This window comes from Corynebacterium afermentans subsp. lipophilum (genome assembly GCF_030408375.1).
In the GTDB taxonomy this organism is placed as follows: domain Bacteria; phylum Actinomycetota; class Actinomycetes; order Mycobacteriales; family Mycobacteriaceae; genus Corynebacterium; species Corynebacterium lipophilum.
Map to the genome: position 1 here is coordinate 496,488 of NZ_CP046530.1, position 19,309 is coordinate 515,796.

Consider the following 19,309-nt stretch of genomic DNA (forward strand, 5'->3'; position numbering starts at 1 on the left):
TGCTACCCGGCGCGGTCGAGCACCGGCGCGGTCGAGCACCGGCGGCACCGGCCTAAGCGGTGAAGTCCTCCACGTCGACGACCATGACGTCGTCTTCGCCCTCGACGTTTGTGAAGCCGAACTTCTCGTAGCGGTGGCGCGCCCGGTCGTTGTCCGGGTCCACCCACAGCGCCACCTTGGGCGCGCCCTGGCGCTTGGCCAGCTCCACCGCGGCCTGCAAAAGCCGCACCGCGAGCCGGTTTCCCGCGTAGCGGTTTTCCACCGCGATGGCGATTTCGGGGATGTTGGGGGCGAGGTTCGCGTGGCCGTCGTCAGGCGATTGCCAGTACCGCAACCACACGCCACCTGCAGGCACATGGAATTGGTCGAATGCGACGATGCCGCTTTCGCGCTCCGGGTCCCACTGGCCCACATACGTCTCGGCGCCGTCGCGCTCGTCGTGGCCGATGTCGCCATCCTCGTCGCCGAAGACGTCGGCGAGGTAATTTAGCCGCCGCAGATAGGTGCGGTCGGACTCCGTGGCCTCGCGCAGTTGGAACTCAGGTGTGTAATCCATGCGCACCACGTTAATCTTTTGCCATGCTTCGACGCATTTGCCTATCGACGTCCACCGCCCTGGCCCTCGCCGCAACCCCGGCATACGCCGTGGCAGCGCCCGTGGTGAACGACGCCCCGCCAACCACCGGGGCTGCGTCGGGCGCCACCCCCGTAGTGGCCCAGGGCGACGTGGTTGACGTTGTGGGCAAAGGCCGCTGCACCATCGCGTTCAACGACCGGGGCCAAAACGTCAGCTACACCGCCGGGCACTGCGGCGAAAAGGGCGACCGCGCCATTGTGGTGGGGAAGGGGTTCCGCGCCTCCGGCACGTTCCACCCGTCGTCGGCGATGAACGCGGACGAGGGCACCGCCAACGACTGGGGCGTGATCCGCTGGGCCGACGGCGTGAAGCTGGGCGAAAACGGCATCACCGGCGACGAGGTGGTGGCGCCGTCGCTGATGCGCTCGGGCGACCCGGTGTGCGTGTACGGCGGCACCAGTAAAAAGACCACCTGCGGCAGCTTCGCAGGCGCCATCGGCAACAACCTCTACTGGGACGGCCCGTCCGGTAAACCCGGCGATTCCGGCGGCCCGGTGTGGGTGGAAGGCAAAGGTTTTCTGTCCATCTACACCGGCGTGAGTCTAGCGGTGGGCAGCAAGGGGGAGGAGGCCCGGCTCAACCGCAGCTCCGTGCCCGCCAACGGCCCGCAGGTGAGCCCCGAAGAGGAAATGGAGCTGCTGGCGGAGGCGAAGCGCATCACCACCCCGGTGGTGCACGAAACGGCGGTGCCCGGAGGCAAGCCGGAGCAGGTCAAAAACGGCGGCAGCTCGGACATGAGCGCGGTGGGAATCACCGCGATCGTGCTCGTCGCCCTCGCCGGGGTGCTGTTCGCGCTGCCGCAAATTGTCGGCGCACTGCCGCCGCAGTACCGCGAGCCCGCGCTGCGGATCATGCAGGGTTGGGGTACCTAGCGGAACGGCTACTTCAGCTCCATCAGCACGGCGCCTTTGTTCACCTGGCCGCCAACCTCGACGGCCAAGCCGGTCACGGCGCCGGCCTTGTGGGCCTTCACCGGGTTTTCCATCTTCATCGCTTCCAGCACGAGTAGCACGTCGCCCTCGGCGACCTCCTGGCCTTCCTCCACGTTGACCTTGATCACGCTGGCCTGCATGGGGGAGGCGACGGCGTCGCCGGAGACGGCTGCCTTGTTCGCGCGGCGCTTCTTCGGCTTGCGCTTGGCCGGGCCTGCCGCGACGAGCTCCTCGGGCAGGGCCACCTCGATGCGGCGGCCGTCGATCTCCACGGCGAAGGTGCGGCGGTCAGGGGCCCCGGTGTCCGCATCCGCGTCCTCGTCGGTCGCCGGGGTGGACGGCAGCTCGCCGTCCCACTCCTCCTCGATCCAGCGGGTGTAGACGCTGAAGCCGTCCTCGTCGCCGACAAACGCCGGGTTGTTCAGCATGGCCTGGTGGAACGGGATCACGGTGGGGAAGCCAGCCACGACGTACTCGCGCAGTGCGCGGCGGGCGCGCTCGATCGCCTCCCGGCGGGTGCGGCCTGTGACGATCAGCTTGGCCAGCATCGAGTCGAACTGGCCGCCCACCACGGAGCCCGCGCGCACGCCGGAATCCACGCGCACGCCGGGGCCTGCCGGTTCGGCGTAGGCGGTGACGGTGCCCGGTGCCGGCATGAAGTTCGCGGCCGCGTCCTCGCCGTTGATGCGGAACTCGATGGCATGGCCGTGGGCGGCGGGGTCGCCGTCGAAAAGCAAAGGCTCCCCGCGGGCGATGCGGAACTGCTCACGCACCAGGTCGATACCGGTGGTGGCCTCGGTGACGGGGTGCTCCACCTGCAGGCGGGTGTTGACCTCCAGGAAGGAGATCAGGCCGTCGGAGCCGACCAGGTACTCCACGGTGCCCGCGCCGAAGTACCCGGCCTCGCGGCAAATGGCTTTGGCGCTGGCGTGGATGCGCTCGCGCTGCTCGTCGGTGAGGAACGGCGCCGGGGCCTCCTCCACGAGCTTTTGAAAACGGCGCTGCAGGGAGCAATCGCGGGTGCCCACGACCACGACGTTGCCGTGCTGATCCGCCAGCACCTGGGCCTCCACGTGGCGGGCCTTATCCAGGTAGCGCTCCACGAAGCACTCGCCACGGCCGAACGCCGCGGTGGCCTCGCGGGTGGCGGACTCGTACAGCTCCGGGATCTCTTCAAGCGTGTAGGCGACTTTCATGCCGCGGCCGCCGCCGCCGAACGCGGCCTTAATTGCCACCGGCAGGCCGTGCTCTTCGGCGAAGGAGACCACCTCGTCCGCGCCGGCAACCGGGTCCTTCGTGCCCGGCGCCATCGGTGCCTGCGCGGCCTCGGCGATGTGGCGGGCGGTGACCTTGTCGCCCAACGCGGCGATCGCCTCGGGGGAGGGCCCGATCCAGGTCAGGCCAGCGTCGATGACCTTCTGCGCGAACTCCGCGTTTTCCGACAGGAAGCCGTAGCCCGGGTGGATCGCGTCTGCACCGGACTTCTCCGCCGCAGCGAGGACTTTGTCCATGTCCAGGTAGCTTTCAGCCGTGCTCGAACCGCCGAGCGCGAAGGCCTCGTCGGCCAGCTGCACAAACGGCGCGTCCGCGTCCGGCTCGGCGTACACGGCGACAGACGCGATGCCCTCGTCCACACACGCGCGGATGACACGCACGGCGATCTCGCCGCGGTTCGCCACCAGCACCTTGGTCACGCTGTTCGGCAGGTCTTTAGTCGCTGCAGTGGTAGGCACGAAGCAATCCCGTCCTTACAATCGGAAAAACAAACCGTTAGAAACGTCGGACAAACGTCGAACCATGTTACAGCGACACCGCGCCGACGCGCTTATTCAGCAGCGTTTTCGGGCGCGCCGCCCTTGACCACCGGCATGCGCACCATGTTGCCCCATTCGGCCCAGGAGCCGTCGTAGAGCGCGACGTTGGTGAAGCCCAGGATGTGCTTGAGCACGTACCACGTGTGCGAGGAGCTCTCGCCGAGCTGGCAGTACACCACCGTCTCGGCGTCCTTGTCGAAGTCGGCGTAGATCGCCTGGATGTCCTCCAGAGAGCGGAAGCGTGCGTTGGGGAACACTGAGCGGCCCCACGGCACGTTCACCGCGCCGGGGATGTGGCCCTGGCGCAGCGACGGTGCGGAGCAGGACTCAGGATTCGGGTCTTCGCCCAGGTAGAGGGGGGCCGGACGGGCGTCGATAAGCTGCGCTGGTGTGCGCTCCAACAACTCCGAAGCAAAGGCGCGGAAGGGCGCATCCTGGCGCTCAACCACCGGGTAGTCCGAGAGCGGGTAGTCCGGCACCACGAAGGAGGTGTCGCGCTCTTCGCCCATCCAGGCGTCGCGCCCGCCGTCGAGAAGCCGCACGTCCGGGTGGCCGAACAGCTCGAACACCCACGCGGTGTAGGCGGCCCACCAGTTGGAGGAGTCGCCGTAGACCACCACAGTGTCGTCGCGGTTGATGCCGCGCGAGCGCATCAGTTCCGCAAATGCCTCGCCGTCGATGAAGTCGCGCACCAGCGGGTCGTTCAAATCCCGCTTCCAGTCAATGCGGACCGCGCCGGGGATGTGGCCGATGTCGTAGAGGAACGCGTCCTCGTCGCTTTCCACGACCTTCAAACCCGGCACGCCCAGGCGGGCGGACAGCCACGCCGCGGAAACGAACTTTTCGGGGTGCGCGTACTGCTGGAACTGCGGGGTGTCGTCGAGCTCGATGCCCATGGCGGCAACCTTTCTTCTCGCTCGTGTGCGGTGTGTAAAACCACCGTCAACGATACAGAAACGAATGCGGGGAGCTTGATGTGTTTGGCCGAGAAATACGGCGGTGTGAACTTGCACACTATCAAATCGCTCGTCCGGTGGAACTCACTGCCGCCGGTTAAAGTCGGAGGTAGGAACACACAGGTTACGGCCCGTTTGTTCTGGGTATCTGACCAGCCCCGGCGGCACCGGCATGTGCGTGGCGCGGGGCGTGAACCATGAAAGGGACCAACCGTGCACAAGGCGATTGTTGTCTTCGAGGTCGAAGGCGGCTCCGACAAGTCCTTCGACGGCCACCGCAAGGACACCATGCCCATCGTTAACGCCATCAAGGAAAAGGGCTGGGACTCCGAGGTCGTCTACTTCCGCCCGGAGTGGGCAGACGACCTGTTCACCTACGTTTCCGAGAACTTCGACGCCTACATCTCCCGCGTGAACCCGGGCAACATCCCGGGCGGCGAGCAGGGCTACTTCGACCTTCTGACCCGCCTGTCCGAGGCCGGCCTGGTGGGCATGTCCACCCCGCAGGAGATGATCTCCTACGGCGCCAAGGACGCCCTGGTCAAGCTGAACAAGACCGACCTTGTGCCGGAAGATACCGCCGCGTACTACGACGTGGAGGAGTTCCACAACACCTTCCCGAAGTCCCTGTCCTACGGCGAGCGCGTGCTCAAGCAGAACCGCGGCTCCACCGGTTCCGGCATCTGGCGCGTGCGTCTTGCCGACGAGTCCCTGGCCGAGTCCGTCGAGCCGGGCACCGCCCTGCCGCTGGACACCAAGCTCAAGTGCACCGAGGCCGTGGACAACCACACCGAGGACCGCGAGCTCGGCGAGTTCATGGACTTCTGCGACCAGTACATCGTCGGCGACAACGGCATGCTCGTGGACATGCGCTTCATGCCGCGCATCGTCGAGGGCGAGATCCGCATCCTGCTGGTCGGCCCGCACCCGGTCTTCGTCGTGCACAAGAAGCCGGCAGAGGGCGGCGACGCGTTCTCCGCGACCCTGTTCTCCGGCGCGAAGTACACCTACCAGAAGCCGGAGGAGTGGCAGGAGCTCGTGGACATGTTCGCTGAGGCCCGCCCGGTCATCGCCGAGAACCTCGGCGGCGACAACATCCCGCTGATCTGGACCGCGGACTTCATGCTCGCCGACGACGACGAGACCGGCGAGGACACCTACGTCCTCGGCGAGATCAACTGCTCCTGCGTCGGCTTCACCTCCGAGCTGGACATGGGCATCCAGGAGATGGTGGCCGACGAGGCCATCAAGCGCGTTGAGGAGAAGCACGCCTAAGGGCGTTTCGCTTATCGACGTCTCAAGCGCCCCACCGCCCCGGCCCGCAGCACGCGGGACCGGGGCGGTTTGTGCGGATCGTCTAGCAGCCACAATGACCTGCTAGACGATCCGTTTCTTATTGGCCCCCATCTCCAACATCACCTGGGGAAACAGGTCGCCGGGTGCGTGATCGTCTAGCAGCATTCGTTGCGGTGCTAGACGGTCCGCCGGTTAGTTGAGCAAGTAGCCGACGGGGTAGTTCCAGCTTTCGTTGAACTTCTCGGTGTCGCCCGCGAAAGCTTCAACGCCGCTGTGGGTTGCGCGGATGTCGGCGGAGTAGTGGTTGGTAAAGCCGTCGGCGGTGTACTGGCCGCGCTCGGACCACTCAATCGTGGCGCCGCCGTTTTCCAGCGGGGTGACCTGGTCGATCCGGCCGAAGAGCTTCACCTCGCTCGCCGGTTCGCCGTTCACGTACAGCGCTAACCCGTCCGCGATCGATGCGGCAGTGCCCTGCGGCCTATCTGCGTTTCCGAGCGAGCCTTTGAAGGTGATCCAGCTCAGCTTGGCGCACGGGTCGTACTGGTTGTCGATGTCTTCGATCCAGTAGTTGTTGTCGGACCCGTTATCTGCCGGCATGCGGCCCGGGGCGGTGCCGGTGGCGTACTGCTGGCGCGGATCGGTGGGCAGGCTGGCGCAGTTGTCGCCCTCGGGTGCTGCTGCGGCAGGAGGGGCGGCCTCGCCGGCCGGCGGCTGCGCGGCAGCCTCGGTGACGGTCTTTTCCTGGATTTTCTCCTGGGTCACCGTCTCCGCCCCGGCGCCGCCGATGGACGCGGTGACAGTGGGCGCCTTCCCGCCGGTATCCGCTGTCGTGTCTTCCGTGGCGCTGCACGACGCAATCGCGAGCGTCGCCGGAACTGCAATGAGTAGCTTGGTCGCTTGGTTGATTCGCGTCATACCTCGTTAGGGTAGGAGCTTTGCCACGCTTTGCGGGTCGGCGTCAGAAAGCATCTGGCGGCAACGGTCGTATTCTGCCTGGTCACCGATAGCCTGTGAGGTTACTGCCAACATCGCAATGGCCTTCAACACGCCCTGATTCGGCTCGTGCGAGGCGGGGACCGGGCCCCAGCCCTTCCAGCCGTTGGCGCGCAGGCGGTCCAGAGAACGGTGGTAGCCGGTGCGGGCGTACGCGTAGGCGATGAGCTTGTCGCCGTCGCTCAGCTCGCGTTCCGCGCGGGCGGCCCAGACGGCGGGGGAGTCGGGGTGGGCGAGCGCGGTGTCGTCGGCAAGCAAATCCTTGCCCGCGGCCGGATCGGCGGGCAGCTCGATGGGCTTCGGGGCGAGCATGTCGTTGATTTCCATGGCCGCCAGGCTACTAGTTTCCTGGGAGCCCGTGCCGGGCCCGGCATTCGCGCATATTGTGGAGCGCGTAACCCGATGTGATCTGCGTCCCACACCGAGGAGCACCAATGGCAAGCCCGCTGTACGTCGCCCAAAGCGGCACCTACGAGGAGTTTCTGGAGGTCTACGACCCGGAAGCGCACGACGCGACGGAGATGCTGTGCGCGGGACTGATCAACCGCGACCCGGAGGCGCGCGAAAAGATCAGCAACGACATGCTGGACCGCGGCGCCGATGCGACGGTGGTGGATTACGGGCAGAACACGTTGACGCTGCTGCTCAGCCACGACCGGCTCGCTGAAGGCGACCCGACACTGGCGCACCGGCTCATCGACGGCGGTGCCGACGTGGACTTCCGAAACAGCGGAGGCGATGTGCCCATTCGGCTAGCAATTCGTATCCGCGTCGACGACGACGAGCAGCGCCGCCCGCTGTACGAGGCATTGTTCGCTGCAAACGTGGACTTGGACGAGCCGTCGAGTGTCCGCAACCCGATAAACACGATCGGGAAGTGGCTGCGCATGAACGTGGACGGACGCCCCGGCAAACTCGATGTCCTGGACGAGTTTCTCAAGGCCCGAGGCTACTAGGAGGTTCCCATGGCAAGCCCGACGTACACGGCGAAGAAGGGCACCTACGAGGAGTTTCTCGAGGTGTTCGACCCAGAGGTGAACGACCCGACGGACATGTTGTTTAACGGGCTCACCAACATGGATCCGGAAACCCGCGCCGCAATCTGCAACGACATGTTGGACCGGGGCGCGGATGCGTCGAGAGTCGAATACGGGCAGAATGCGCTGACTGTGCTGCTAGGCAGGCACCGTCACCTGGGGTCCGGTGATGCGGCGCTTGCGCAGAGGCTTGTCGACGGGGGCGCCGACGTGAACTACCGCGAACGACGTGGATCCCTGGTGGCGCAGCTGGCGGTTGAGATCCGGGTGGACGACGACGAGCAGCGTCGACCGTTGTACGAGGCCCTGTTTGGGTCAGGTGAGCTGGATCTGGACCTGCCATACACCGTGCACGACCCGGTCATGAGCATCGGGGAGTGGATGCGCATGAACACCGACCACCGTCTGGAAAAGCACTACGTCCTCGACGAATTCTTGAAAAGCAGAGGTTACTAGAAGGAGCACTTATGGCAAGCCCGCTTTACGTCGCCCAAAACGGCACCTACGAGGAGTTTTTGGAAGTCTACGGCCCGGAAGCGAACGACGCGACGGAGATGCTGTGCGCGGGACTGATCAACCGCGATCCGGAGGCACGTGCCCAGATCAGCAACGACATGCTGGACCGCGGCGCCGATGCGACGGTGGTGGATTACGGACAGAACACGCTGACGCTGCTGCTCAGCCACGACGATCTCGGCGACGGCGACCCGGCCCTCGTGCAGCGGCTTGTCGAAGCCGGCGCCGACGTGAACTTCCGCGAAAGCCACGGGGACACACCGATCAAGCTCGCGGTGAAGATCGGAGCGGAAAGTGACGAGCAGCGCCGTCCCATCTACGAAGCGCTGTTTAGCAAGGACGTGGACTTGGACGAGCCGTCGAGTGTCCGCAACCCCAAGAACAAGATCGGCGAGTGGCTGCGCATGTGCGTGGACCACCAGCCGGAGGGGCTCAAGGTCCTCGACGAGTTCCTCACCGCCCGCGGATTCTAGGGGCGAAAAGGCCAGCCCCTCACTCCCAGAGGTCGGAAGCGTTCAGCCCGAAGCGGTACAGGCAGCGGCGCAGCAGTGGCATGGACAGGCCAATCACGCTGGTGGGGTCGCCGTCGATGGAGTCGATGAACCAGCTGCCCAGCGCCTCCAGGGTGAATGCGCCGGCGCACTCAAGCGGCTGGCCCGATTCGGCGTAGGCCTGGATGTCGGCGTCGGAGACGTCGCCGAAGCGGATGGTGGTGGCAACGGTGTCCACCACCCATTCGCCACCGAACCACACCGCGTGGCCCGTGAGCAGCTGCGCAACCTTGCCGCGCTGCGCCTTCCAGCGCTCGACGGTCGCCTCCACGGTGTGGGGCTTGCCCAGCAATTCGCCGTCGAGGAGCAGCATGGAGTCGCAGCCGACCACCACGTCGTCGGGGAAGTCGGCGATGGCAGTCTCAGCTTTGGCGCGGGCGAGGGTGGAAACGGTGGTGGCCGCATCGACGCTGTGAAGCGATGCGATTAGCGCGTCCTCGTCGATGTGGGCGGGACGCAGCACCGGCTTCACCCCACCTTGCTCGAGCAGCATGCGCCGTGACGGCGACTGCGACGCCAACACCAGTCGCATTAGAAGTACGCCGCCGAGTCGAAGGCGTGCGGGTTGAACGCGGTGGCGGGGTGGGAGGTACCCCAGTAGTTCGCGTCCGGCTGCACCCCGGCCAGCTTGCGCTCGCGCTTAAGCTGCTCCAGCACCTGCGAAAGTGCCGCGAGTTCCGCCTCGGTGGGGTTGCCCTTGAGTACCTGAATGTCCACGTCAGCCTCCTTACAGCGGGATGTTGCCGTGCTTCTTCTGCGCCGGGTAGCCCACCTTGCGCTCCAGCAGACGCAGGCCCTCGAGCACGCGGTCGCGGGTGGCGGACGGCTCGATCACGGCGTCCACCAGGCCGCGCTCCGTGGCCACGTACGGGTTGAGGTTCTCCTCGGCGTACTGCTCGGCGTCGGTGCCGATGGCTTCGGCGGCGGTGGGGGCGTCTGCAAGCGCGATCTGGGCGGTCGGCCACGCGAACACCAGATCAGCACCCAAACCCTTCGAGCCGAGCAGGGCATACGAGGGGCCGAACGCCTTGCGGGTGACCACGGTGATCGTGCCCACCTGGGCCTCGGCGAACGCGTAGGCAAGTGCCGCTGCAGCGGCGGACGAGCCAGCGCGCTCCTCCTCGACGGCCGGCAGGAAGCCCGGCGAGTCCACAAACTGCACGATCGGCAGGTTAAACGCGTCGCAGGTGCGGATGAAGCGCGCGGTCTTGCGGGCGGCGTCGCGGGTCAGGCAGCCGGCCAGCACGCTCGGCTGCGTGGCGACGACACCAACGGCACGCCCGCCGACATGCGCAAACCCGGTGACCACAGAGCCCGCGAAGTCTGCGGAAAGCTCGAAGAAGTCCCCGTCGGTGATGGCGTTGATCACGTCGGCGACGTCGTAGGGCTGGTTGTCGTCGTCCGGGATGAACGTGTCCAGGTCAACACCGGAACCGGCGGCCTCAGCGCCCAGCGGGGAGGCGGCCTTGTTGTTTAGCGGCAGGTAGCCCACCACCGCGCGCGCCAGCTCCACGGCCTCTGCGTCGGTGGCGGCGGTCAGCTGCGCCAGGCCGGTCTCAGCGGCGTGGACGGCGCTGCCGCCGAGCTCCTCTGCAGTGGTTTCGGTCTCGGTCACCTTGCTCACGATGTCGGCGGTGGTCACGTGCATCGACGCGCCCTCGGCCATGACGGTGATGTCCGCCAGCGGCACGGTCGCCGCGGTCAGTGCCGCCGCGTCGCCGGCCACGACTGCGATCTGCGGGATCAGCCCGGAGGCGCGGGTGGCGGCGCGCAGGATCTGGGCCTGCATGTGCGCGGTGACAATGCCTTCCTTCCAGCGCGGGCCGGTGGAGTCGTAGATGCCGATCAGCGGCACGCCGGTCTTGGTGGCCAGGTCGTAGATCTTGAGCATCTTCTCGGCGTAGACCTCGCCGATCTGCCCGTCGAAGACGGTGGGGTCCTGGGAGAATAGGCATACCCTTCGGCCGTCGATAAGCCCGTAGCCTGTGACCACGCCGTCGGTGGAGGGCTTGGACTTGTCCATCTTGTACGCCTCGACGCGGTGCTTGGCCAGCGCGTCGGTTTCCACGAATGTGCCTTCGTCCACAAGCTTGAGCACGCGCTCGCGGGCGGTGGCGGCTCCGGCTGCGTGCACTGCGTCGATCGCGTCCTGACCGACCGGGGCCTGCGCCTCATCCAGGCGGTTGCGCAGATCCTCGATGCGGCCCGCGGTGGTGGTCATGTCGGGTTTGGATGAACTCATAACGCCTCAGTCTAGATTCCTTATGTGCCGCCATGCTTATCGACGGCTCCGCCGCCCACGTTTCACCCTCCACCGACGGGCAGTAGAGCGGAGCCTACGGGCCGAGAAGGGCGAGGGGCATGACGATGATTCCGTCGGGGCGGACGTATGCCTGTTTACCTGTGGTTACCACCATCAGGTTGGTTACCCGGTCCGGGATGCGATCGCGCAGCCACAAAAGGTGTCGGACGTCGGTGTCCTCAACCCGCGGCTTGAGTTTGACCTCAACACCGACGACTTCTCGTTCCGGCCCTTCGACGATGAAGTCGACTTCCCGTTCTCCGGCGTTTGATCGGAGATGGTACACCCGCGCTCTGGCTGCTTGAGCCAGCACACGGAGCGTGAGCGCAGTCAGGGATTCGAAGAGTGGCCCAAACATGTGGGCCGCGCGGTTGCTGAGGAGGCTGGATGCGCCGATGCCGAGCAGTCGTGCCGCGAGAGCGGGGTCGGCGAGGTGGTGTTTGGGACCCTGCTGCAACCGCTTGAACTCGTTATGTTCCGGAACCCACCCAGGGACTGGATCGAGCAGCCAAATCTTCGTTAGGTGCTCGCGGTATGCGAGCGTAGTTTTCTGATTCGGCTGCTCCACCTGGCCGCCCGTTGTGGCGTCGAGCAGCCTCGAGTAGGCGGTGGTCGTTGAAGTGGCCGCGGCATAGGCGCGCAGCCAGCTCCGGAGCGTTTCGGGCCGGCGGACTTCGTAGCCTGCATCGGGGATGTCGCGGTCGATGATGCGCTCGATGTACGAGTCGAGCATCAGTGTTTGGACCGTGGGATCAGTCGCGGCAATGGCGGGAAAACCACTGCCGGTAATGAGCTTGGCGTAATCGCCGACCTCAAAATCCGAGTGTCCCGACACATCGTTGTCTCCGGCCATGATCCTGACGAAGCTGCACGTGGGGTCGGAGACGCCGCGTTCATGGACCGCCATCGGGCGCATACGCAACGAGAAGATCCGCCCTGCACCCGAATGGGAACCCTTTGCATCGACGGGAGTGGCCGAGCCGGTGAGGAGAAAGCGCCCGGGGGCAGCTCCTTGGTCCACTTGGCGGCGAACTGCATCCCAAACCTGGGGGAGATGCTGCCACTCGTCGATGAGCAACGTGCCGTCCGGCGCCGAGGAGAGCGAAAAATCGGCCTCCGCAATGCTGCGCATATCCGGATCATCAAGGAACCAAGTGGTGTCGGCGCGGCGTTTGGCTGTGTCTGTTTTCCCGACACCTTTCGGTCCGTCAATGGCGATTGCGGACAGGTGGGGCATGAGAAGGTCGAGCTCGTCGTCGAGGGTGCGTCGGAGGTAGGCCATACGGGCATTGTACTGCACGAGAGTGTCCTACTACCGCATTTTCAGGACTCCTACTACCTGATTTTCAGAAGCTCTACTACTCGATTTTCAGGATTCCTACTACCTGATTTTCAGAAAATGCCCCACGCCGAAAATCCGGTGTGGGGCATCGCATCGTCTTAAGAGAGGAAGAAACTACCGCTCCCAAACGCGGTGGGACGCCAGCAGCTCCTTCACCGGCGCTGCGGCAGCGTCGGCGGTGTCGACCGCGACGATGCCCGGCTGGTCTGCTGGCACGCGGGCGCCCTCGAGTGCCTCCTTGCCGGTCTCACCCACGGCGATGATGGCCTTCTTGTGGCGCTCGAGCTCGCCGAGCATCGTGTTCACGTCGGTGTTTGTCGGCGGGTTGACCACCACGGCCGCGTCGAACTCGATGGAGCTGGCGGTCAGGTACGTGCGCGAGATGGACACGTCCTTGCCGCCAATCTTCACGGCCCCGCCCTTTTCGGCGACGAGCAGTGGGGTGGTGCCGGCGGCGAAGAGGTCGTCGACAAGCTTGCCCACAGCGTCGGCGGAATCACCCAGGTCGGTGGAGATGAGCACGCCGACCTGGCGGCCGTCGATAGGCCAGGTGCCGCCCATCTGGGACAGCGCCTCGGACGGCTTCACGTCGGCGACATCCTGCTTCTCCGGGTGCGGCAGGCCGAGGTTGTCGGCCACGGCCTCTGCGAGGGCCTGGTCCACGTGCGCGAGCACATCGAGGTAGCGCACCTTGACGGCCTCCTCGTAGCACTTGCCCAGCTCGAAGGACAGGGCCTGGGTGAGGTGGTCCTGCTCGACGTCGGTCAGCGAGATGTAGAACTGGCGCGCCTGGGAGAAGTGGTCGTCGAAGGACGCGGGCTGCTCACGGGTGATCTTGCCTTCCACGGCGACGGGAACGTCGATAAATGCGCCCTCGTCCACGGTGGCCTCGGCCGGGTTGTTCTCGTCCAGCGAGTTCGGCTTGTAGGGCGCCACGCCGGTGTGGGAGCCGACCTGGTGCATGCCGTCGCGCAAGTTGTCGTTCACCGGCGCCTGCGGGCGGTTGATTGGCAGCTGCGCAAAGTTCGGCCCGCCCAGACGGGAAATCTGGGTGTCCAGGTAGGAAAACAGGCGGCCCTGCAGCAGCGGGTCCGCGGTGACGTCGATGCCCGGGGGCAGGTGCGACGGGCAGAACGCGACCTGCTCAACCTCTTCGAAGTAGTTGCGCGGGTTCTTGTTCAGCGTCATCGTGCCGATGATCTCCACCGGTGCGAGCTCCTCGGGCACGAGCTTGGTCGGGTCCAGCAGGTCGATGCCCTCGAACATCTGGTCCTCCGTGTCCGGGAAGACCTGCACGCCGAGGTCCCATTGCGGGTAGGCGCCGGCCTCGATGGCGTCGTAAAGATCGCGGCGGTGGAAATCCGGGTCCATGCCGCCGGTGATCTGCGCTTCTTCCCACACCTGGGAGTGCACGCCGAACTTCGGCTTCCAGTGGAACTTGACCAGGGTGGTCTCGCCCGCATCGTTGATGAAGCGGAACGTGTGGATGCCAAAGCCTTCCATCATGCGCAGCGAGCGTGGAATACCGCGGTCCGACATGTTCCACAGCGTGTGGTGGGTCGCCTCGGTGTGCAGACCGACAAAGTCCCAGAACGTGTCGTGCGCCGACTGCGCCTGCGGGATCTCGCGGTCCGGGTGCGGCTTACCCGCGTGGATGACGTCCGGGAACTTGATGGCGTCCTGGATGAAAAACACCGGGATGTTGTTGCCCACCAGGTCCCAGTTGCCCTCTTCGGTGTAGAACTTCGTGGCCCAGCCGCGGGTATCGCGCACGGAGTCGGCGGAGCCGCGGGAGCCCAGCACGGTGGAAAAACGCACGAAGACAGGGGTCTCAGCGTCCTTCTTGAACACCTTGGCCTTGGAAATCTTCGACGCGTTGCCGTTGGCCACGAACGTGCCGTGGGCACCCACACCGCGCGCGTGGACGGCGCGCTCCGGGATGCGCTCGTGGTCGAAGTGGGTGATCTTCTCGCGGAAGTGGTGGTCCTGCATCAGCAGCGGGCCGCGCTCGCCGGCGCGCAGCGACTTCGAGGTCTCAGACAGGCGCGCACCCTGGGCGGTGGTGAGGTACTCGCCTTGCTGCGTGCGCGGATCCGGGGAATCCGAACCGGCACCGAAGTGGAACGGGCAACCGGTGGCAGAAACCGAGGCCGGCGGCTGCTGCGCGTCGGTGTCCTGCGGCGGGGTGGTCTTGCCGCCGGGCTGCGAAACGCCCGGCGTTGCGGCGCCCGGCTTACCGGGGGCGCTATCGCCCGCCGGCGACGCTGCGTTGGTGGATGGGGTCTTGTCGCTCATTCCAGTTCAACCTCTCAAGGTATGGGAGTAGGTGCCCGCCCGAGCGTAGCGATGCGTGCGCCGTGAGGCCGTGAAAAATTACTACGCTCGTCCACATGAGTGTGCGCAACGTGCAGCGAATCCAGGACGAAGTAGCCGAGTACTGGCCGAACGTGCGATGGGTGGAATCCACCGGCTCCACCAACGCCGACCTACTCAACGACAAAGCCGCGCCTGGCACAGTGCTCATCGCCGACGAACAGACGGCGGGCAAGGGGCGGCTGGGGCGGCAGTGGGTCACGCCGAAAGGCTCCCAGTTGGCCATGAGCATGGTGGTGGAAGTGCCGGAGACGCCGCCGCCGTTCGGCCTGCTGTCCATCGCGCCGGGCGTGGCGGTGACTGACGTGGTGCCGCAGGCGCGGCTGAAGTGGCCCAACGACGTCCAGATCGGCGGCCAGAAAATCGCCGGGATCCTCTCCGCGCTGGACATGCCGCGCGTGATCGTGGGCATCGGCATCAACGTGGCCATGCGCGAGGAGGACCTGCCCGTGGACACCGCCACCGCGCTCAACCTCGAGGGGCTGGACGTGGATTTCGACGATTTCACCGCCGACATTCTGCTCGCGATGGGCAAGCGGCTGACCCAGTGGCGCGAGGGCGACCCGCAGCTTTTGGAGGACTACCGCGCGGTGTGCGCCACCATCGGCCAGAGCGTGCGCCTGGAGATGCGCGAGGGCGAGGAGACCGTCACCGGCACCGTCACCGGGGTCAACGACGAGGGCGAGGTGCTTATCAACGGCTCCGCGTATTCCGTCGGCGACGTCCACCATCTGCGGCCGACGTCCTAGGCGTGCAGTACCCTGCCTGTTTATGGCTGGCAAAGCACCGTTTCGCATCGGCGGGGACGAAGTCGTCCTTGCCGACGTGTGCGCGCCGCTTTCCGCGCTGACCATCCCGCTGCTCGAGCTGGTGGCTGTCACCGGCGTGGCCTGGATGGCCATCGGCTGGATGGACGTGACCCCGCACGTGGACCCGGGCCTGCGCAACATCGTGGTGTTGATCTGGGCGCTGATCGTGCTGTGGCGGTTCATCGTCCCGCTGGTGGCGTCCAGGCGCCGGCGCTTCATCGTCACCGACAAGCGCATCCTGGCCCGCGGCCGGCGCGGTGCGGTGGATTCCATCCCGCTGCGCCAGATCCACTCTGTGCGCCGCGAGCGCGGCGGCATCAACGTGGCGGTGTACGGCTACGCGCAGCCGATCGTGTTCGAGCGGGTGGGCAAGACGCGCGCGGTGGAGAAAGTGCTGCAGCGCGCGCTCGGCGCGGCGCGGTAGGCCTGCGGCGCGCGGCCGGCGCCCGGCGCCGCGCGCCTCGCCTCGGGAGCCCCTACCTCCGACACTTCGTGGCGGAATCTGTCAGTGCGCCCCTATATCCCCAGGTCGGCACAAACGGCTGCCGTAATTTGTCAGGAACCCCGTCCGGCGCACCCTTTCCGCCCGGCGTTTTGCGCTACTTGTACCCCTTAATTTCTGTGGTGTGCAGCTGCTCGTCCAAGTCCTCGGGGGAGAGCTTGCCGCCCAAGAACTCGGCGGTGACCGGCAGGTGCAGCTCCATGTCGGTGCCGGGGCACAGCTCGATCACCGCTTCGTCCACGGTGTAGTCCAGCACGTGGCCGCCGCGCGAGTGCTCGTTATCGATGAAGTGCACGTGGCAGCCCGGCACACCGATGCCTTTGGCGTACATGGGGGTGCGGAAACCCCCGATGACGCCCTCGACGTCGGTGAAGACGTGCTCCGCGTCGTCGGAAACCGCCTCCGACATCGGCGGGTAGGGCTTTTCCTGCTTGGTCACCGTGCGCACCACCACTTCCTTGAACCGGCCGGTGATTTTCACGGCGGTGAAGAAGTTGTGGCTCGGCTCGGCGTCGTCGATAAATTTGGCTAGCTCGGAGCGGACCATGCCGGCGGGGGCGTCGAAACGCATCCGCGGCACGAAGTTGGTCACCACGGTAAACGGGGTGCGCTGGTCCAAATCGGCCACCCGCGCCTTGCCGTCGGAGGTGAGCTGGTGGCACACCCCGTCCAGGATGAGCATCTCGCCGTCGAGGGCGTCGAAGGTGCCCAAGCCGAAGTTGCCTTTGCTCAAGATGTCGCCGATGGTCAGCTCGCCGTCGTAGATGCCGTCGAGAAGCGCGGTCATCAGCGAGTTCTGGAAGATTGTGTGGCGGGCGATCGTTTCAGACATGGCTGCGATGCTAGTTGGAGGGGCGACTACAGTGTGCAGGGTGAGTAACGCCTATGGGATGCCAGTCGTCGCCGTCATCGGCGACGGCCAGTTGGCACGGATGATGCAGACGGAAGCGATCGAGCTCGGCGTGGAGACCCGCGTGCTGGCAGCGAACAAGGACGCCTCGGCCGCGCAGGTGTTCGGCGACGTGCGCCTCGGCGACTACACCAAGCTTGAGGACTTGCGCGCGATCGTGGACGGCGCGGATGCGGTCACCTTCGACCACGAGCATGTGCCCAACGAGTACGCGCAGTTGCTTATCGACGAAGGCGTGGCCGTCGAACCCCGCCCCGATGCCTTGATCTACGCCCAGGACAAACTCGAGCAGCGCCGCCGCTTGTCCGAGGCCGGCCTGCCGGTGCCGGCGTTTGCGGCGGTCGAGTCGGCCGCGGACGCCGAGGCGTTCTGGGACGAGACCGGCGGCCAGGTGTGCTTGAAGGCCACCCGTGGCGGCTATGACGGACACGGGGTATGGTTCCCGTCGTCGCGCGCAGAGTGCGCCGAGCTGGTCGAGGACCTGCTGGGCCGCGACCTGCCGCTGATGGCGGAGAAGAAGGTCGCGTTCACCCGCGAGCTGTCCGCGATGGTGGCGCGCAACCGCTCCGGCGACGTGCGCGCCTGGCCGGTGGTGGAGTCGCGCCAAGACGGCGGGATCTGCCGCGTGGCCATCGCTCCCGCGCCGGGCATGTCCGCGGAGCTGGCGGCGCGCTGCGAGGAGCTCGCCGTGCGCGTTGCTGAGGGCTTGGGCGTGACCGGCGTGTTGGCTGTGGAGCTGTTCGAGTACGAGGGCGAGCAAGGCCCAGAGGTGTCGGTAAACGAGCTGGCCATGCGCCCGCACAACACCGGCCACTGGACCCAGAACGGGTGCGTGACCTCCCAGTTCGAGCAGCATGTTCGGGCGGTACTGGACTGGCCGTTAGGTGCCGTCGATAAGCTTTCGCCCGCAACCGTCATGGTCAACACCCTCGGCGGCGACGAAGACCCCTCCGTGCCGATGGCCGAGCGCGTCGTCGAAGTGATGCGCAAGTACCCGCAGGCCAAGGTGCACCTCTACGGCAAGGACCACCGCCCCGGGCGCAAGATGGGGCACATCAACGTGTGCGCGGACAGCGTCGACGACGCGCTCGCGGTGGCGGAGGACGCCGCGCATTACATCATCCACGCAACCTGGAAGGACTAGACACATGGCACAGCCAGTCGTTGGCATCATCATGGGCTCCGACTCGGACTGGGACACCGTCGCCCCGGCCGCCGAGGTGCTCGCCGAATTCGGCATCCCGTTTGAAGTCGGCGTGGTCTCCGCGCACCGCACGCCGGAGAGGATGCTGGCGTACGCCAAGGAAGCGCACACGCGCGACCTGCAGGTGATCATCGCCTGCGCAGGCGGGGCCGCGCACCTGCCGGGCATGGTGGCCGCAGCGACCCCGCTGCCGGTGATCGGCATCCCGCGCGCCCTGGACACGCTGGACGGCCTGGATTCTCTGCTGTCCATCGTGCAGATGCCAGGCGGCGTGCCGGTGGCCACCGTCTCCATCGGCGGCGCGAAGAACGCAGGGCTTCTGGCCGCGCGCATCCTGGGTGCGGCCGATCCGTCAGTGCAGCGCAAGATGGTGGACTACCAGGCGCGCATGGCTGCGCAGGTGGAGCGTAAAGACGAGGCGCTGCGCAAGCGCCTGATGGGTGAGTAACCCAATCGTCGTGCTGGGCGCCCGCATCGTCGACGGGCGCCCTTCGCGCATGCTCGAGTTCCGCCTGCGCCGTGCGCTCGAGGTGTGGCGTGCAGCTCCCGCGCCGCTTGTGGTCTCCGGGTTTGGGGAGGCGGAGGTGATGGCCGACTGGTTGCTGGCCCGCGGGGTGCCGGAGGCGTCGATCGTGCTGGAGCCTAAGGCGCGCTCTACCAACGAGAACCTGGAGCGCTCCCGGGCGCTGTTCCCGGACGCTGCCTATCTCACCGTGGTGACCAGCGGTTTCCACGTTCTGCGCACCCGCGTGTGGGCGTGGCACCTGGGCATTCCGGTGCAGTTGGTGGCGGCGCCGACCCCAAAGACGTCCCGGGTGAAAAACTACGCGCGGGAGGTGGTGGCGCTGCCGCACTCCGTGGCGCGGGTGGTGTGGCGCCGTTTCGTGCGGCGGGTGCTCGGGCGGTAGGGGACAAGACCGTAGAGCTAAACCCTGGGATCCAAAGCCTGGGATCGGTCATAAAACGGCCGATCCCAGGCTTTGGATCCCAGGGTTTGTAGCTGGGGAGTGGCACACCTTCGGGCGGTGACGGATGTGACAACCGCGATGTCAGATTTGGCACTATGCCCAGGTCGCGCGGAACGGCCCGGTCATATCCGTCACTGGCGCCGGGGCGGGGGAGGGGCCGTCCGGCC

At 66.3% G+C, this 19,309-nt stretch carries 21 protein-coding genes; 10 read left to right on the forward strand and 11 right to left on the reverse strand.

What is annotated here, in order from left to right:
* Window positions 1–52: 52 nt before the first annotated feature.
* Window positions 53–556: a GNAT family N-acetyltransferase gene (locus CAFEL_RS02370; protein ID WP_194560833.1), complete on the reverse strand. Its 504-nt coding sequence runs from the start codon at window positions 554–556 to the stop codon at window positions 53–55.
* Between the two features lie 23 nt (window positions 557–579).
* Here CAFEL_RS02370 and CAFEL_RS02375 point away from each other — a divergent pair, with 23 nt between their 5' ends.
* Window positions 580–1,509 (forward strand): chymotrypsin family serine protease, encoded by a 930-nt coding sequence (locus CAFEL_RS02375; protein WP_194560834.1) that lies wholly within the window; start codon window positions 580–582, stop codon window positions 1,507–1,509.
* An 8-nt stretch (window positions 1,510–1,517) separates the two neighbouring features.
* Here CAFEL_RS02375 and CAFEL_RS02380 read toward each other — a convergent pair whose 3' ends face one another.
* Complete coding sequence (locus CAFEL_RS02380; RefSeq protein WP_290172148.1) at window positions 1,518–3,302, reverse strand: acetyl-CoA carboxylase biotin carboxylase subunit; 1,785 nt, start codon at window positions 3,300–3,302, stop codon at window positions 1,518–1,520.
* A 92-nt stretch (window positions 3,303–3,394) separates the two neighbouring features.
* Window positions 3,395–4,279, reverse strand: a complete 885-nt coding sequence (locus CAFEL_RS02385) for a sulfurtransferase (RefSeq protein ID WP_194560835.1) — start codon at window positions 4,277–4,279, stop codon at window positions 3,395–3,397.
* 273 nt (window positions 4,280–4,552) lie between these two features.
* On the opposite strand from CAFEL_RS02385, the gene CAFEL_RS02390 reads away from it, so the two are divergent.
* Window positions 4,553–5,614: a Cj0069 family protein gene (locus CAFEL_RS02390; RefSeq protein ID WP_194560836.1), complete on the forward strand. Its 1,062-nt coding sequence runs from the start codon at window positions 4,553–4,555 to the stop codon at window positions 5,612–5,614.
* Between the two features lie 213 nt (window positions 5,615–5,827).
* On the opposite strand, the gene CAFEL_RS02395 is transcribed toward CAFEL_RS02390, so the two are convergent.
* Window positions 5,828–6,550: a hypothetical protein gene (locus CAFEL_RS02395; protein ID WP_194560837.1), complete on the reverse strand. Its 723-nt coding sequence runs from the start codon at window positions 6,548–6,550 to the stop codon at window positions 5,828–5,830.
* A gap of 6 nt (window positions 6,551–6,556) precedes the next feature.
* Window positions 6,557–6,955 carry a DUF3151 domain-containing protein gene (locus tag CAFEL_RS02400; protein WP_194560838.1) on the reverse strand — a complete coding sequence of 133 codons (399 nt, stop codon included), beginning with the start codon at window positions 6,953–6,955 and terminating at the stop codon, window positions 6,557–6,559.
* A gap of 107 nt (window positions 6,956–7,062) precedes the next feature.
* Here CAFEL_RS02400 and CAFEL_RS02405 point away from each other — a divergent pair, with 107 nt between their 5' ends.
* From CAFEL_RS02405 to CAFEL_RS02415, 3 genes are read left to right on the forward strand one after another with little or no spacing between them, the layout of a single operon-like run.
* Window positions 7,063–7,584 (forward strand): hypothetical protein, encoded by a 522-nt coding sequence (locus CAFEL_RS02405; protein ID WP_194560839.1) that lies wholly within the window; start codon window positions 7,063–7,065, stop codon window positions 7,582–7,584.
* A gap of 9 nt (window positions 7,585–7,593) precedes the next feature.
* The gene (locus CAFEL_RS02410) at window positions 7,594–8,121 is read left to right on the forward strand and encodes a hypothetical protein (RefSeq protein ID WP_194560840.1); all 528 of its coding nucleotides are present in this window, start codon (window positions 7,594–7,596) and stop codon (window positions 8,119–8,121) included.
* Between the two features lie 11 nt (window positions 8,122–8,132).
* Window positions 8,133–8,654 (forward strand): ankyrin repeat domain-containing protein, encoded by a 522-nt coding sequence (locus CAFEL_RS02415; protein ID WP_194560841.1) that lies wholly within the window; start codon window positions 8,133–8,135, stop codon window positions 8,652–8,654.
* 19 nt (window positions 8,655–8,673) lie between these two features.
* On the opposite strand, the gene CAFEL_RS02420 is transcribed toward CAFEL_RS02415, so the two are convergent.
* The 5 genes from CAFEL_RS02420 to CAFEL_RS02440 all read right to left on the reverse strand — a co-directional run bounded on the left by CAFEL_RS02420 (window position 8,674) and on the right by CAFEL_RS02440 (window position 14,671).
* Window positions 8,674–9,264 carry a Maf family protein gene (locus tag CAFEL_RS02420; protein WP_194560842.1) on the reverse strand — a complete coding sequence of 197 codons (591 nt, stop codon included), beginning with the start codon at window positions 9,262–9,264 and terminating at the stop codon, window positions 8,674–8,676.
* Window positions 9,264–9,449, reverse strand: a complete 186-nt coding sequence (locus CAFEL_RS02425; protein WP_194560843.1) for an acyl-CoA carboxylase subunit epsilon — start codon at window positions 9,447–9,449, stop codon at window positions 9,264–9,266. Before CAFEL_RS02425 ends, CAFEL_RS02420 begins: the two co-directional genes overlap by 1 nt.
* Window positions 9,450–9,459: 10 nt before the next feature.
* Window positions 9,460–10,974 carry an acyl-CoA carboxylase subunit beta gene (locus CAFEL_RS02430; protein WP_194560844.1) on the reverse strand — a complete coding sequence of 505 codons (1,515 nt, stop codon included), beginning with the start codon at window positions 10,972–10,974 and terminating at the stop codon, window positions 9,460–9,462.
* Between the two features lie 94 nt (window positions 10,975–11,068).
* Window positions 11,069–12,316, reverse strand: a complete 1,248-nt coding sequence (locus tag CAFEL_RS02435) for an ATP-binding protein (RefSeq protein WP_194560845.1) — start codon at window positions 12,314–12,316, stop codon at window positions 11,069–11,071.
* Window positions 12,317–12,490: 174 nt separating this feature from the next.
* Window positions 12,491–14,671 carry a catalase gene (locus tag CAFEL_RS02440; RefSeq protein WP_194560846.1) on the reverse strand — a complete coding sequence of 727 codons (2,181 nt, stop codon included), beginning with the start codon at window positions 14,669–14,671 and terminating at the stop codon, window positions 12,491–12,493.
* Between the two features lie 95 nt (window positions 14,672–14,766).
* Between CAFEL_RS02440 and CAFEL_RS02445 the strand changes: the two genes are divergently transcribed.
* The gene (locus CAFEL_RS02445) at window positions 14,767–15,498 is read left to right on the forward strand and encodes a biotin--[acetyl-CoA-carboxylase] ligase (RefSeq protein WP_194560847.1); all 732 of its coding nucleotides are present in this window, start codon (window positions 14,767–14,769) and stop codon (window positions 15,496–15,498) included.
* Between the two features lie 22 nt (window positions 15,499–15,520).
* Window positions 15,521–15,982 (forward strand): hypothetical protein, encoded by a 462-nt coding sequence (locus tag CAFEL_RS02450; protein WP_194560848.1) that lies wholly within the window; start codon window positions 15,521–15,523, stop codon window positions 15,980–15,982.
* A 175-nt stretch (window positions 15,983–16,157) separates the two neighbouring features.
* On the opposite strand, the gene budA is transcribed toward CAFEL_RS02450, so the two are convergent.
* Window positions 16,158–16,892 carry an acetolactate decarboxylase gene (gene budA, locus CAFEL_RS02455; RefSeq protein WP_194560849.1) on the reverse strand — a complete coding sequence of 245 codons (735 nt, stop codon included), beginning with the start codon at window positions 16,890–16,892 and terminating at the stop codon, window positions 16,158–16,160.
* A 40-nt stretch (window positions 16,893–16,932) separates the two neighbouring features.
* On the opposite strand from budA, the gene CAFEL_RS02460 reads away from it, so the two are divergent.
* Genes CAFEL_RS02460 through CAFEL_RS02470 form a run of 3 tightly spaced genes read left to right on the forward strand, consistent with a single transcriptional unit; the run spans window position 16,933 to window position 19,082 of the window.
* Window positions 16,933–18,114, forward strand: coding sequence for a 5-(carboxyamino)imidazole ribonucleotide synthase (locus tag CAFEL_RS02460; RefSeq protein WP_290172154.1), 1,182 nt, complete (start codon window positions 16,933–16,935; stop codon window positions 18,112–18,114).
* Window positions 18,115–18,118: 4 nt separating this feature from the next.
* The gene (purE, locus tag CAFEL_RS02465) at window positions 18,119–18,622 is read left to right on the forward strand and encodes a 5-(carboxyamino)imidazole ribonucleotide mutase (protein ID WP_194560850.1); all 504 of its coding nucleotides are present in this window, start codon (window positions 18,119–18,121) and stop codon (window positions 18,620–18,622) included.
* Window positions 18,615–19,082: a YdcF family protein gene (locus CAFEL_RS02470; protein WP_194560851.1), complete on the forward strand. Its 468-nt coding sequence runs from the start codon at window positions 18,615–18,617 to the stop codon at window positions 19,080–19,082. The genes purE and CAFEL_RS02470 overlap by 8 nt, the downstream gene beginning before the upstream one ends.
* The last annotated feature ends 227 nt before the right edge of the window (window positions 19,083–19,309 follow it).

Coding starts and splice junctions, on each gene's coding strand:
- CAFEL_RS02370 (WP_194560833.1), bottom strand. CDS start 556: ATGGATTACACACCTGAGTTCCAACTGCGCGAGGCCACGGAGTCCGAC.
- CAFEL_RS02375 (WP_194560834.1), top strand. CDS start 580: ATGCTTCGACGCATTTGCCTATCGACGTCCACCGCCCTGGCCCTCGCC.
- CAFEL_RS02385 (WP_194560835.1), bottom strand. CDS start 4,279: ATGGGCATCGAGCTCGACGACACCCCGCAGTTCCAGCAGTACGCGCAC.
- CAFEL_RS02395 (WP_194560837.1), bottom strand. CDS start 6,550: ATGACGCGAATCAACCAAGCGACCAAGCTACTCATTGCAGTTCCGGCG.
- CAFEL_RS02400 (WP_194560838.1), bottom strand. CDS start 6,955: ATGGAAATCAACGACATGCTCGCCCCGAAGCCCATCGAGCTGCCCGCC.
- CAFEL_RS02405 (WP_194560839.1), top strand. CDS start 7,063: ATGGCAAGCCCGCTGTACGTCGCCCAAAGCGGCACCTACGAGGAGTTT.
- CAFEL_RS02410 (WP_194560840.1), top strand. CDS start 7,594: ATGGCAAGCCCGACGTACACGGCGAAGAAGGGCACCTACGAGGAGTTT.
- CAFEL_RS02415 (WP_194560841.1), top strand. CDS start 8,133: ATGGCAAGCCCGCTTTACGTCGCCCAAAACGGCACCTACGAGGAGTTT.
- CAFEL_RS02420 (WP_194560842.1), bottom strand. CDS start 9,264: ATGCGACTGGTGTTGGCGTCGCAGTCGCCGTCACGGCGCATGCTGCTC.
- CAFEL_RS02430 (WP_194560844.1), bottom strand. CDS start 10,974: ATGAGTTCATCCAAACCCGACATGACCACCACCGCGGGCCGCATCGAG.
- CAFEL_RS02435 (WP_194560845.1), bottom strand. CDS start 12,316: ATGGCCTACCTCCGACGCACCCTCGACGACGAGCTCGACCTTCTCATG.
- CAFEL_RS02440 (WP_194560846.1), bottom strand. CDS start 14,671: ATGAGCGACAAGACCCCATCCACCAACGCAGCGTCGCCGGCGGGCGAT.
- CAFEL_RS02445 (WP_194560847.1), top strand. CDS start 14,767: ATGAGTGTGCGCAACGTGCAGCGAATCCAGGACGAAGTAGCCGAGTAC.
- CAFEL_RS02450 (WP_194560848.1), top strand. CDS start 15,521: ATGGCTGGCAAAGCACCGTTTCGCATCGGCGGGGACGAAGTCGTCCTT.
- budA (WP_194560849.1), bottom strand. CDS start 16,892: ATGTCTGAAACGATCGCCCGCCACACAATCTTCCAGAACTCGCTGATG.
- purE (WP_194560850.1), top strand. CDS start 18,119: ATGGCACAGCCAGTCGTTGGCATCATCATGGGCTCCGACTCGGACTGG.